We start from the raw sequence: 12068 nt of genomic DNA, 5'->3' as shown, positions 1-12068 counted from the left end.
TTTTTAATTACCCCTTTTTATGATTTTCTTTATGCTGCGGATTTAGTAAATCGGCGAATATAAAAGAGCCTTTGCTCTCATAATTAATGATCATGCTATGAGTAGCCATTCTTATTAAGTTTGATTGATTAATTCCTGTTTCATCTGACATTTTAGCTAACTTCTCCTTAACATCTGTAGGAAAAGAAACCGGTAATATTTGTTTACCCATTTAATAACCCCCTAAGTATTATTTAACTCAACTATAAATATAAAAAACATATTAGTCAAGCATAAAAATAATATTTAAGGGGTATTCTATTAAAAAAATTATCTTGTAAAAAGTGTAAATATAACGGTATACTTTACCTTGTACCTAGGTGGCGACATAAACTTGACGGTTGCGGGGGCGTGGCTCTAATTTATTTATCCACGTTCCCAGGTCGTCCCTGGTACACCCTAACGCTTTTAATTCCTCCGGGAACTGTTTAAAGTCCCGTTCCCACTTCTTCATGTTTTTAATAGCCTTCTCATATCTTCCGAAACCGTAAAGAGTAGTTTTCTTATTCTTGCTGTAAGTAATTGTTTGATCATACATGCGTAAATAAATATAGTAGTTTCCCTTTGACTTAATCCTCTCTAAGTACAATATATAACAACCCCTTTTAATACCTTTATAAGCTAAAATCGTCCAAAGCCTGGTCTATTTCGTCCTGGCTAACCCCTATATACCTTTTTGTTATAGAAGGCGCTGAGTGGTTAAATATTCGCTGCAACATATCAACATCTTTTGTCTTTTTATAAAAATGGTAGCCGAATGTTTTTCTCAATGTGTGCGTTCCAATAATTTCATTAAGTCCAATTGCTCTTGCAGCTTCATTTAAAATCTTATAAGCCTGTACCCGTTGTATTGGTGTGTTGCCCCTGGTAGATTGAAAAAGATAATCTTCCTCTTTCCTGTCCCTGGTGTAACTATCAATTCGTATGTATAATTCTTGATTGATTTTAAAACGTTTAATGCTTCCTGTTTTCTTTTCTTTCACAATAAAAAAGTCTTTTCCTCTTACGTCTTTAACCTTCAAGAGAAGCATGTCACTAATTCGTAACCCGGTATTAATACCGAATACAAACATAAATTCATTTCGTGAGCCTTTTTTGGATAATTCCCGTTTCATCTTTTCAATGACTTCCGGGTCTCTGATCGGTTGCACTTCGTTCAAAATATCCCCTCCTTTTATATTCGTTTTGTTTCTTTGTTTGAAACTTTTATATCGGTTATGTTTCTTTAATTGTTTAGTAATTACAAACATTTGTTCGTATTTTATTATAACCCCTTTTGTAGCAAGGTTTCCAGCTTTTTTTATAAGGAAACATAATATCTATTGTGTTTCCTAACCTCTTTATTAAAAAGTTTCATAACCCTGTTCTTTTAATTCCTGGTAATGATCGTTTATTAATTTCTCTAATATGTCCGTTTGTGTTACCTCCTTTTGAAAAGGGTCTGTGCTCCTGGTGACTTTGTTATAATGTTGTTGCAGCTTCTCTAATTTCGTAATTGTTGTTTCTCTCAATTTGAAGTTTTTTTGCCTTCGTCCCAATGATAACAACCTTTCTATAAATGGTATATATATTGCATATACCTATTATATAGAAAGGCTGTTTGACCGTCCACAACTATTTAAAAAGTCGCCCTGTAAACTTCCCGATGACTCTATTTTTAATACGCTGCTTTACTCGTCCTCTTTTAACTGCGTTTATGTCTCCTAGTATCTTTGCAAGCTTATATAAAATTGTTCTGATCTTCCCAATTGTCATGACTTCACCCCCTCGATCTTGCATATCAATAATGAATAATGCTGCTGCAAGAAAAAGCATAGTCATTATAATTATTGCTATCATTTTTTATATCTCCTTATAGGCGCTTTATTCGCCCGTTAAACTTTTCTTTCCAGTAACCTGTTGTCATATCTGCAATAGCAACCCCGGTGCTTTCTTGTGCGCCGATAAACTTCCCTTTTCCGGCATAAATACCAACATGCCCGTCTTTTTTATACGTATCAAAGAAAACCAGGTCGCCGGGCTGTATATCGCTAATAGATACGCTTTTTCCTAGCTTCTTTAGTGTATCGGTAGTAACGGAAGAAAGAGCGCCCACATCATAACCCGTATTTGTTAATGAAAAGTGAACGAATGAGGAACAATCAAACCGCCCTCGATCTATGTCGCTTTGATTCCTGCCGCCGCCGAATACATAAATAGAATTATTTATGAACTGCTTCCCGATCTCCACACTATCAATATTGTTTTTAGTGAAAGCTTGTTTAATATTCGTTTGTACGGTTAATACATCATTTCCGTATTTCGTTGAGTGATTATAAGCAAAGAGCGCTTTTTTAATAAGTCCGTCACTTGCTCCGGAAGCACTCAAATAGTTTGCTGCTGAAAAAATAGCGTCCCTTATATTATATGGGTCGGCTTGTCCGTCCCCGTTTCCGTCCACCCCGTAAAAATCCCATGTTGCAGGCATAAACTGCATGTGACCAACCGCCCCGGCGCTTGATACCATATTATTTATACTGCTGTACTGCGTTTCTATCTTGTGAACTGCCGCAAGTAAAGTCCAATCCATGTTATATTTTTTCGCTGCTGCCTGGTAAATAGATATGTATTCCTGCGGTGGGCTGTCGCTTCCTAATTGCATAGAAGCAAAGCTATTTAATTGCATGGTTGCTTTCCCTGGTAAATAGTTTATAGCTTTCTCATAGGCGCTTATCGTTGCTTTTAATTCGTTTTCCTTTTGTTTTAAAGGTATTAGTTTTTCCTTTTCTTCTGTTCGCTCGATCTCCTGGGCTATATCTTCCAATTCGTTTTCAAACATTATTTTTTCATCTGTTAGGCTTGCAGCTGCAACATGCTGCAAGCTAGAGAAAACTATAAAAAATAATGTGATCATGGCTATCTTACGCATTTAAAAGCTTTCCTGTCCGATCTTTTATAGTAAGTAAGCAATCTATCTGTTTTCGATCTTCTTCCACGATCTGACCGGCAGCACTCAACGTTTTTTCTAGTTTTTCAGTATAAGAGCCAATGAAACCATTAAGCATAATAATTTCGTTTATATTGTAATGAAATTCGTATTTCTTTTTTTCTTCTTCGGCTTGCTCGTCCTGGTTTTCCATGAATTCCTCCAGGCTGTTTTTTATTTCGTCAAAACTAGAAAGCATTTCTTTGCTATTTCCTTGCTTATTTCGTTTAAATGTATTCCTGGCGCTTTTCCTCATCATTGCCATATGAAAGAGCAATACTGCCGATTCTGTTTTATTTAAGTTTAATATCATTTTTTATTCTCCTTGTTTGGTTTTTAATAGATTTTAACCATTTACTAAAATTAAAACGTTTGGGTTTTCTCTCAAAATAACCAGGAAAAGAGATCCCTTGCAGCTCTTCCAAACCGTTAAAAAACGAACAATCACGCTCTAACATCAATATTATATTTTCCTATCTTTCTTTTTCTGCTCCTGGCTAAAGCATTTTTGTAGCTTTCCACCTCGAAAGACATTTCTTGTGATTGGAGATTCAAGCAAGTTAGAAGGTCGATCATCTTGCTGTAATCTTGCTCGTTTATGTTTCTATTTATAAATTCCTTCCTAGCCATGTCTAGTAACTGTTGGGAAAAGCCTTTTACTTTCCTAGTGTCCTTATACAGTTTGGCAGCAAGTTTATAACTCATGTATTAACCCCCTTTAACTTCTTCCAGGTATTCTTGCAGCTTGCGCTTTTCTCCTTTGGTCAATTCGTCCGGTTTCATAAGAAAAAATGACTTCCTGCCGATCTTAACCTTTCGATCTATCCCGTAATGCTTTGCCCTTTGCCAATGAATACATGACCAGGGAAGCAATATAAAACCCTGGCGCTTGGCTAAATCTTCAGCAACCTCTAACGATTGATAAAAATAAAAGGTTTGCGCCTTTTTTGCATAGCTAACAATGTTTAGGGTTTCCGGGTAAAGAAAAGGCAGCCTTCGTGGGTCTTTGTCCTTGTAACCGCTCGGTATTAGTGAGACGTCTGCATAATCCATTTCTTTTTCCCCCTGGCTTTGTCGTGTATATCGTTCAATGTCTCGAAAAACTCTTTCCCTTGCTGCTCTGTGGTTGGTAAAGGAAAACCCTGTACCATATTAAAAGTGTCATAGAGATTCTTTTTAAATACTTTTTTTGCCTTAAACATTGGTATAAATTGCGTATGCATGAACTGCCCTGTCTGGTAGTCCATAAAATGTAATTGAAAACCTTTATCTCCTATTTTTCGGGTAGTTATTAATACCTCTACAATGTCCCGTATTCTACTATCAACATTCTTTATAGACGGGCTGCAATAGATTTGTATAGATTGCATTTTCCTGGTATACATTAGTAATTCCGTAGCAAGAGAATTTCCGTATTTGCTCCATTTCCGGTTACTAAATGCCATTTGCGCCTCGTCCCAACAAACAATACTTCCCTGGGCTTCTGCTACCTTGTACCAGTCGCTGTAATGGCTCATAGGGTAACTATCGTACAGATCATAGTTAGAAAATAACTCTACTTTTCCGCCCTGGCGCTCGGTTTTTTCTTTCCAATGGTGAGCCAATAAAGACATTAAAAATGTCTTTCCGGCTCCTAGTCCACCCTGTATAAACATATGGTGCATTACTTCTTCATTCCCTTCTCTGCCATGATAATTGGCTTCGGCGGCTTTGGTATTAAAGCTTCGATAGTGTCCAGGTAATACTCTGGGTTTGCAACGTCCTGTTTTCCTTGCTTCGTAATATAGTCATAAATAGGCTTGTACGGGTTTTTTTCGCCATGGAGATATGTATTCTCCCCCATGCGCTTTAAAAGCAAGAGCGCTTTAATTTGTGGCTCTCGTAGGTTTTGAGATTTCCCCTGCATTTCCTCAATAACTTGTTTAACATCTGATATATGCTGTACCTGGGGAAAAAGATCGTCTGATATAACCCCTTGCAGCTTGTCGGCGTTTCCTGTGTTGTTTCTACCCTCTGTATTTTGCATTTAGTGAACTATCCCCCGTCTTTTTAATTCTAATTTCGTCTGAGAAGCCGCTAGCAACATGGCTTTTATGCTTTTTCTTCGACTAAATTAATCATCTGTTCCAACTTGCTCTCGATCCGTTCGGTTAGTGGGTTATGATACGCTTCTTCCAGGTCGGCAAGATCGGCAAGGCTTGTCACAATTCCTTTTAATTCATAAATCAAAGCAAGTATCCTTGTATCCATTTTTGTTTCATCTCCTTTTTTATGCTGCAATTACTGCTAATACAATAAACGCAATAAAGATTAATCCAATTAATAAACCTTTCACCCAATCAATACTATTCGGCATTACTGGCGGTTGATAGTTTGTTATCTGGTTTAATACCATGCTTTGCTCTAGCTGCGCTAATCGCTCCGTTTCCGTAATGCTTTGGGCTGGCGCTCGATAGAAAAAGTTTCTTCCGTCCTTGCCTGTTGTTATTTCGCAATCACCTAAAGGCACTTTGTAAAGTCCGTCAACGGTGACAGCTTCCTCTGTTACTTCCGAAACAAAATTAATATCACTTGTCCGGTTGTTTTCGTTGAATACAATTAAAAGATCATTCGTTTCAAAGCTAAATTCACTATCATTTTCTTTTTTTCTAAGCAATCCCATGTTTACCTAACCCCTATCTTTTTCTTTTTTGGTTGTTTGTTTTTATTGCGTTGTACTACCTTCCAGGAGATTCCGGCAACTGTTGCAACCCCGAACGCTGTCCCAGCTCCTACAAAGTACATATAAATAAATGCATCTACCACCATTTAACCCCCTCTTTAACTGAATAATAAATACGCATAACAGATCGAAACATTAAAAGTGAACCTAACAGCACGCTCGATAGTAAAATGGAGGAGACAACCAACTGAAAATGCGTTGGTAAGTCTCCGAATACTGCAAAATATTGTCCGATATTCAAACCCTGGGCTGTTACTAATTGCACGCTTTGCAGTTTATCGGCTGCAAGGTCAAGAAAAGCAATAGGCGGCTGAAATATCTTGTCTACAAAACTTTTAATGGCTCCCAATACGTCCATTAACTTCCCCCCACTCTAATGCTAGAGATTAATTTCATTGCGGATATGGCGGTAATGTACCAAAGAATAAATAATAATATGTAAGCTATTGGCGCTATTTGTAAAGGCTCTAACTTATCAAATAGCTTTCCAATCGTAGAAGAATAACCATTCCCCCCGGAACCTCTTGGAGAATAACTTAAACTTGCTAGGGTTCTCCCGAAGCCTACAACCAAAGACCAAAGCACTTTCCCAACTTCAAACAATAAAGTAAATAGCTTTACCGCTAATACGCCGATCATGTAAAGGAAATATAAAATACCTTCAATAAGATCAAATATCACTTGGAAAAAGCCAACAATTACGTCTATTACCGTTTGAATAATGTTTCTTATACCGTCATAAATCCACAAAATAACGTCCCATATCACCTTAAATAACTTTCCGAAAGCGTCCGTTATAATTCCCATTGTCTAATACCTACTGCGGCGCCCGGTGCTTTTCTCCAGGGAAATAGTAACTAAATCTATCAGCCTATCAGCAAATAGGACAACCATAAGAAGAAAAAGGAACGGGGCAAGGTAAAGCATATACCCCGAAAAAACTATATCAACAACCGCTTGCAATATTTCAGCACTCATGCTTTACCCCCTTCCTTGTCTTGGCTCTCTTGTCATTCTCGGCGCTCTTACGCTTTCCCTAATTGGTTTATTGGTTTCCCTGGGAATACGTAAGCCCCGGCTTTCTCTTGGCGGTTTAATTTCTCTCGCCCTGGCTTCGGTTATTCTTGGTTGTCTTGCTTCTTTTTCTTGCTGCTGTTTCATTAATTTTTGTTGCAGCTTATCTTCTTTGTTACTTCCTTTGCCTTTTCCTACACTCTCCCGGATTAACTTAATTACTTTCGGTACAAGTACGAAAGATAATGCAAGCAAGATAAATCCACCTACAAGAGCAATAAGCCCGTTTCCACTCTCAATTAAAGCCCCTATGCCGAAAGGTAATTCAATTTCGCTCATGTCTATCATTGGTGGCGGCGGTGTGGCGGTTTGTATCGTTACTCCTGGGCTTTCTTGCCCTTCATAAACGGAAGTAACCTTATAAGAATATTCCTTTTCTGGTTCCACGCTTAAATCGCTGAATTCCGTCCCGTTCGTCTCAAACAATGGCTTGTAATCTGTTGCAGCATGAACTTTCATTGGTGCAAATGGATTAAGGTTAAAAGCTGTTTCTTTACTTCCTAAAGCTTTTCTATATACTTTCGCTTTTTCAAAGTGTTCTTTTGGTTTCTTCCAGGTAAGATCAACCCGTTCATCTGTTGCATTTACTTTTAGATCAACAACTTCCTTTGGTGGTGGCGGTGTGTTGGTCGGATCGTCTGGGTATTTATCCTCGCTATCCGGTATACCGTCCCCGTCCTTGTCTGGTGGCGGCGGTTCTTTTGTTCTAGCTGTAACCGTTACCCCGTCACTTTCATTGCCTGTTATATCAACGCTTTTAAATGTTACTTCATATTCATTATTACTTTCCAACCCTTTAAGCGTGTAATTATTTCCTGTTACTTTATAAACTTCCCCGTTTACATATACATTTATATGACTTAAATCTTCATCTTTGGGTAAGTCGTAACTAAAATTAATAGTTGTTTCTGAAGCGTCATAATTAAAGTTTTCTATATTTAATGGCGGCGTAGTATCTGCCGGCGGTGTCCCTTCGTATAAAATTTCCATTTCCCTAATTTCTGAATAATCTTTAATGCTACTGGTATTAAAAGACGTTAAAGTTATATCAATAGATACTACGTCTAAATATGGAGAATCAAAGATTTTATTATTACTACCTTTACCCATGTTGTATGAAGTACCATCGGAAAACTCTAATAACAAACTAAAATTATCATAAGAAGATATAACAGAAGCAAAACCTGTAATCGCTAAAGGTTTTTTAAAGGTGACTCTAGCGTTATAAGTTGAACCATTTCCCACCCTATAATGTGTACTTTCATCATTATCGTAAATATTACGGTCTAAGGTGTTAGATTCAATATAAGGAGAATCGAACACGTCTTTGTTAGTACTCGCGAAAACACTCCCAAATGGAATAACAAACACTAAAAGTAGAGTCATTATAAGTGTTATTTTTATTTTCTTCATTAAATCACCCTTTCTATTTGTTCGGCATTGGTGCGGTGCTGTTGTCCTGTCCTGGTATCGGCCCATTCGTCCCTCCCTGGTCTGGTAAAGGTGCTGTGTTGTTATCTTCTCCAGGTGTCGGCGGTGTCCCGGTGTCCCCTCCAGGGACGGGCGCTGTTCCTGTGTTATCGTCCGGTACTGGTGGGGCGCTGTCTGTATCTCCTGGAACTGGCGCTTGGTTGTCCGGCTCGTCCGGCGGTTGCGGCGCCGGGTTGTCTGGTTCAACTGGCGGCGTTGGCGCCGGATTGACTGGCTCGTCTGGTGGTGTCGGCGCCGGGTTGTCTGGTTCCGGAACCACTGGCAACTCGGCAGTGCCTTCATCTGGTGCATTCTCCTTAAATTCGTCCTGGGTCGGCAATTGATCAATAGGGTTTAATATATCCCAACCGCCTGTTGGGTCGTCCCTTTCGTTAATAGGTGGTGCATTATCTTTTATGTCATTTCCGTTAAATGTTGAATCGTCAAGCCCTGGCGCTTCTTGTCCGTTTGGCTCTTGTAGGTTTCCGTCATCTACCCCCGGCGCTGGTGGTGGTGGCGGTGGTAATGCCGGGGCTTTCCCTAGCATGTTTTCCATATCTGATTTAATCCGGGGCGCTATCGTGTCCCGGAAAGTTTCTGCTACTTTGTCCCAATCTGGCGGAGAAGGTATTTTATTTATGATCTGGTCAACTTTCCCCATGTATTCGCCCCAACCCGGGCAATTAATAAAAGCGCAACTGTCACAACTTCCGCCGCTGCCGCTTCCCCCGTCTCCACCTTCCGGGCTACTTTTACAAGGTGGGTCTACTATTTCGGTAGGGTGAAAAACAAGAGTATCAAGCAATCCCCCTTGAAAATCGTAAGCTTTAACTTCATACGTCCCGTTACATGTGAAATAGTGCTTTCCTATCCAACTTCCGTCATTCTGCCATGATATTTCCGAATCCGGACTACCACTTGCGCTTGTTCCTGCCCAATGTTTAATATCAAATTTTCCCACAACATTTTCATCATAGATTAATGTATATTCATTCCGACTTGAATCGTAATAAGGTTGTTGCAGTATGGTTGCAGCATGAACAAAATCGGGTACTAACAATAGAGTTAGAATCAATACAATAGAAGTCTTTTTCATATATTAAAAACCCCACGTTTCACTAATATAAAAACCGGGTGAGTAGCTTATTAACTACCTACCCGGTTTGATTAACGTCCTTTTGCTGCTGTGAAAGAGTTACGAATAAGAGCAATAACTTTTGGCACGAATACAAATGCTAGTCCTAGCAACACAAACGCTCCAATTAGTCCTAGTAGTCCGTTTCCGCTTGCGATTAAATCCGTTACGCTGAAAGGCAAGCTAAGTCCTGACCAATCAATCCCGGTTTCTCCCATGTTTAACCATTCCTTTCGATTAATTTAAAATTAAATGTAGTTTAACGTCCTTTTGCTGCTGAAAATGAGTTACGAATAAGAGCAATAACTTTTGGTACGAATACAAATGCTAGTCCTAGCAATACAAACGCTCCAACCATTCCTAGTAAACCGTTTCCGCTTGTAATTAAATCTGTAACGCTAAAAGGTAAAGAAAGACCTGTCCAATCAATACTCATGATAAAATTCCTCCTAATTGTTTTTAATTTTTTATAATACCGGCTTTATGCCGATTATTAACGTTTTAATAGTGCCTAACTTCCACGTCCTGGTCGTCCTCGTCTTGATCTGACTTCCTAAACGCTTTTACAATAATTCCTAAAAGTAGCCCGGCTGCTGCAACTGCTGCAACTAACATTACACCCGGTTGAATGCCTTCTAACAGCATTCTCACGTAGCCCCAAAACTCTGACATGGTAGAATCATTCCAAAAAGTTATCTTCATGCTATGATTTACTCTCTCTCACTGCTTGAATAACCACTTTCAGCAACATTCCAACAGCGATTATGGCTACAATAATCATTAAGAATGAAGCAACGGTTTTTAAGAAGAAACCAAAACTATCCCAAAAAAACATCCAATCCCAAACCCCGGATAAATTCACTTATTAAGCCCCCTTTTACAGTTTTGTTTTATTGAAAATTTCAATGACTGTTAGAAAAAGGCTAATGAATACCGCCCAGGTGATTAAAACAGCCATAACATCGGGGTTTCCCAGGAAAATTTTAAAGGCTTGAGCCATAAGACCGCCTATCTCCATTTACTTGAACCCCTTTCAATCGCTGTATAGATCAACTGGACAACGGGGAATGTTAGAAGCGAGGCGGATATAAACACAATATAGATAAGGACGGTTTCTTTCATGGTTGCATTAATCACTTCATACATTCGCTAGTACCTCCTGGCTACCCGGTTAATTAATAGAAAAATAATGATTGCCATTAACAAAGTAGATATTAGTAGATCGCCGAATGTCATTTCATGAATAATATGTATTTCGCCCTGCCCGGTGTCTATCCTGGTCATTTCCCTTGGGTCAATCGGTGATGTGACTTGCGGCTCATTCATTCCCTCACCCCATTTTAAAAGCAAAAAAGGGTTTGATATAAATTGCTGCCATGAAGGCGCAATACATATCAAACCCTTTTAATTACTTTACTACAAGACATATTCGTATTATTATAGACATATGTTGTAGTGAGTAATCGGCTGCTAGGTATTGCGAGTACCTTGTAGTCCTTCATAAGAGTTGGCGCTCTTATTAAGACTGCAACATTTTTTATTGCTTATTTGCTTGTGGTTAAAATTTACCATGTAAATATGCTTACGTAAATAGCATATTATGCCAAAACTTTTTTATTGTATGCCAAAACTTTTTCAAGTAAAATTGAATCAGCTTAAAAAGCAATGAACTTTTAACCTTATTTTTGTCCAGGAAATACTTTGGTAAGGTGCATTCCCGGGCATTGAAGGCGTGCATAAATAAATATATATATATATATTTAAAAACAGCACGGTTTTTGCTTTTATTTATACTGATTAAGTAGTTTTTCTATCTCGGCTTTCTCCTGGTCTAATTGATCGGGAGACTTCTTTTTTTGTTCTTCTTTTAACTCTTTATTTTTTCTTTCCCACTCTTTAAATAATTCCTCTCCATTATCACTATAAGTATTTTCCTTGTAGCTTTTAAATTCTCTTACATTCGTTGTAATAGTTTCATAGACTTTTTCTATGTACTCTAAGCTGTTTGGTTTGTAGTTTTTAAGTTTACTAACCAGTTTTATTAAAACATCATCATCAATCTTTAAATTATGTTTAGAAGCAAACTCATTAATTAGATCACTTTGTTTCTTTGAAAAGCCTTCATGATGATGATTATTAATACTATCATTATTACTAAATTCATTATTAGTAAATTCATTATTACTATAGGTCTGATTTTCCGACTCCGGATTTTCCGACTCCGGATTTTCCGAAATCGGAAAATCGGTTTTCGGTGGCTGACCGTATTCTGATTTTCGGTTTTCGGTTGATTTGTTCTTTTTATTTTCTCTTTTTTGCTTTTTCATCTTAATTATATTTTCCCCTTCTAGCTTCTTAGGGTTGTATTCTGGTCTCTCATAAACTTCATATACCCAATCGCCAAAAGTACCGTTTTCTTGTCTCTCCTGGTACTTGAATATATAACCATGTTCCATTAATTCATCTAATCCCGAAGCAACTGCTGCCTTTCCGTCCGCTGTATGGTTTACAAGGTCTTTAAGCCTTATTTGCCAACCGTCCGGCTTAGAAAGTATATAGGTTAGTATCCCTTTTGCTTTAAAAGTCAAAGCTTGATCATTTATAAAATGCTTGTCCAGTTGTACGAAAGGATTATCTTGTTTTTTTGTTCTTATCATTGCCAT

The 12068-nt window shown here is 38.2% G+C and carries 25 protein-coding genes; all 25 read right to left on the bottom strand.

Annotation, left to right across the window (positions count from 1 at the left end; genetic code table 11):
- Positions 1-7: 7 nt before the first annotated feature.
- The 25 genes from X953_RS18910 to X953_RS19280 all read right to left on the bottom strand — a co-directional run bounded on the left by X953_RS18910 (position 8) and on the right by X953_RS19280 (position 12068).
- Complete coding sequence (locus X953_RS18910; protein WP_040957268.1) at positions 8-211, bottom strand: hypothetical protein; 204 nt, start codon at positions 209-211, stop codon at positions 8-10.
- Between the two features lie 442 nt (positions 212-653).
- On the bottom strand, positions 654-1199 hold the full coding sequence (locus X953_RS18900; protein ID WP_040957266.1) for a site-specific integrase: 546 nt from the start codon (positions 1197-1199) through the stop codon (positions 654-656).
- A 183-nt stretch (positions 1200-1382) separates the two neighbouring features.
- A complete protein-coding gene (locus X953_RS18895) occupies positions 1383-1577 on the bottom strand; it encodes a hypothetical protein (RefSeq protein ID WP_040957265.1) in 195 nt (64 codons plus the stop codon).
- A 76-nt stretch (positions 1578-1653) separates the two neighbouring features.
- Positions 1654-1878, bottom strand: coding sequence for a hypothetical protein (locus tag X953_RS18890; RefSeq protein ID WP_040957264.1), 225 nt, complete (start codon positions 1876-1878; stop codon positions 1654-1656).
- A gap of 13 nt (positions 1879-1891) precedes the next feature.
- Positions 1892-2947, bottom strand: a complete 1056-nt coding sequence (locus X953_RS20350) for an NlpC/P60 family protein (RefSeq protein WP_052350253.1) — start codon at positions 2945-2947, stop codon at positions 1892-1894.
- The gene (locus tag X953_RS18880) at positions 2940-3317 is read right to left on the bottom strand and encodes a hypothetical protein (RefSeq protein WP_040957263.1); all 378 of its coding nucleotides are present in this window, start codon (positions 3315-3317) and stop codon (positions 2940-2942) included. The genes X953_RS20350 and X953_RS18880 overlap by 8 nt, the downstream gene beginning before the upstream one ends.
- 131 nt (positions 3318-3448) lie before the next feature.
- Positions 3449-3709 carry a hypothetical protein gene (locus X953_RS18875; RefSeq protein WP_040957262.1) on the bottom strand — a complete coding sequence of 87 codons (261 nt, stop codon included), beginning with the start codon at positions 3707-3709 and terminating at the stop codon, positions 3449-3451.
- 3 nt (positions 3710-3712) lie between these two features.
- Positions 3713-4057, bottom strand: a complete 345-nt coding sequence (locus X953_RS18870) for a hypothetical protein (RefSeq protein WP_040957261.1) — start codon at positions 4055-4057, stop codon at positions 3713-3715.
- Positions 4033-4668, bottom strand: coding sequence for an ATPase (locus tag X953_RS18865; protein WP_040957260.1), 636 nt, complete (start codon positions 4666-4668; stop codon positions 4033-4035). Before X953_RS18865 ends, X953_RS18870 begins: the two co-directional genes overlap by 25 nt.
- The gene (locus X953_RS18860; RefSeq protein WP_040957259.1) at positions 4668-5030 is read right to left on the bottom strand and encodes a hypothetical protein; all 363 of its coding nucleotides are present in this window, start codon (positions 5028-5030) and stop codon (positions 4668-4670) included. Before X953_RS18860 ends, X953_RS18865 begins: the two co-directional genes overlap by 1 nt.
- Before the next feature lie 65 nt (positions 5031-5095).
- Positions 5096-5254 (bottom strand): hypothetical protein, encoded by a 159-nt coding sequence (locus X953_RS19950; protein WP_156958543.1) that lies wholly within the window; start codon positions 5252-5254, stop codon positions 5096-5098.
- Between the two features lie 19 nt (positions 5255-5273).
- Positions 5274-5666 (bottom strand): hypothetical protein, encoded by a 393-nt coding sequence (locus X953_RS18855; protein ID WP_040957258.1) that lies wholly within the window; start codon positions 5664-5666, stop codon positions 5274-5276.
- A 2-nt stretch (positions 5667-5668) separates the two neighbouring features.
- Positions 5669-5812 (bottom strand): hypothetical protein, encoded by a 144-nt coding sequence (locus X953_RS20150; RefSeq protein WP_198023349.1) that lies wholly within the window; start codon positions 5810-5812, stop codon positions 5669-5671.
- On the bottom strand, positions 5803-6084 hold the full coding sequence (locus X953_RS18850) for a hypothetical protein (protein WP_040957257.1): 282 nt from the start codon (positions 6082-6084) through the stop codon (positions 5803-5805). The genes X953_RS20150 and X953_RS18850 overlap by 10 nt, the downstream gene beginning before the upstream one ends.
- Positions 6084-6533 (bottom strand): hypothetical protein, encoded by a 450-nt coding sequence (locus X953_RS18845; protein ID WP_040957256.1) that lies wholly within the window; start codon positions 6531-6533, stop codon positions 6084-6086. The genes X953_RS18850 and X953_RS18845 overlap by 1 nt, the downstream gene beginning before the upstream one ends.
- A gap of 3 nt (positions 6534-6536) precedes the next feature.
- Positions 6537-6704: a hypothetical protein gene (locus tag X953_RS20145; protein ID WP_198023353.1), complete on the bottom strand. Its 168-nt coding sequence runs from the start codon at positions 6702-6704 to the stop codon at positions 6537-6539.
- Between the two features lie 3 nt (positions 6705-6707).
- The gene (locus X953_RS18840; protein WP_040957255.1) at positions 6708-8213 is read right to left on the bottom strand and encodes a DUF4959 domain-containing protein; all 1506 of its coding nucleotides are present in this window, start codon (positions 8211-8213) and stop codon (positions 6708-6710) included.
- Positions 8214-8226: 13 nt separating this feature from the next.
- Positions 8227-9366 carry a hypothetical protein gene (locus X953_RS20140; protein WP_040957254.1) on the bottom strand — a complete coding sequence of 380 codons (1140 nt, stop codon included), beginning with the start codon at positions 9364-9366 and terminating at the stop codon, positions 8227-8229.
- A 71-nt stretch (positions 9367-9437) separates the two neighbouring features.
- Positions 9438-9623, bottom strand: a complete 186-nt coding sequence (locus X953_RS18830) for a hypothetical protein (protein ID WP_040957253.1) — start codon at positions 9621-9623, stop codon at positions 9438-9440.
- Between the two features lie 41 nt (positions 9624-9664).
- Positions 9665-9841 carry a hypothetical protein gene (locus X953_RS20135; RefSeq protein ID WP_198023352.1) on the bottom strand — a complete coding sequence of 59 codons (177 nt, stop codon included), beginning with the start codon at positions 9839-9841 and terminating at the stop codon, positions 9665-9667.
- 65 nt (positions 9842-9906) lie between these two features.
- The gene (locus tag X953_RS18825; protein WP_040957252.1) at positions 9907-10107 is read right to left on the bottom strand and encodes a hypothetical protein; all 201 of its coding nucleotides are present in this window, start codon (positions 10105-10107) and stop codon (positions 9907-9909) included.
- 1 nt (position 10108) lies between these two features.
- Entirely contained in the window at positions 10109-10267 is a 159-nt protein-coding gene (locus tag X953_RS18820; RefSeq protein ID WP_232217866.1) for a PTS ascorbate transporter subunit IIC, read from the bottom strand.
- Between the two features lie 146 nt (positions 10268-10413).
- Positions 10414-10551, bottom strand: a complete 138-nt coding sequence (locus X953_RS20130) for a hypothetical protein (RefSeq protein ID WP_198023351.1) — start codon at positions 10549-10551, stop codon at positions 10414-10416.
- Between the two features lie 3 nt (positions 10552-10554).
- The gene (locus X953_RS20125; protein ID WP_198023350.1) at positions 10555-10731 is read right to left on the bottom strand and encodes a hypothetical protein; all 177 of its coding nucleotides are present in this window, start codon (positions 10729-10731) and stop codon (positions 10555-10557) included.
- Positions 10732-11189: 458 nt separating this feature from the next.
- A complete protein-coding gene (locus tag X953_RS19280) occupies positions 11190-12068 on the bottom strand; it encodes a hypothetical protein (RefSeq protein WP_052350252.1) in 879 nt (292 codons plus the stop codon).

Origin of the sequence: Virgibacillus sp. SK37 (genome assembly GCF_000725285.1) — a bacterium.
In the GTDB taxonomy this organism is placed as follows: Bacteria; Bacillota; Bacilli; order Bacillales; family Amphibacillaceae; genus Virgibacillus_Q.
This window is presented reverse-complemented; position numbering and strand designations above follow the sequence as displayed.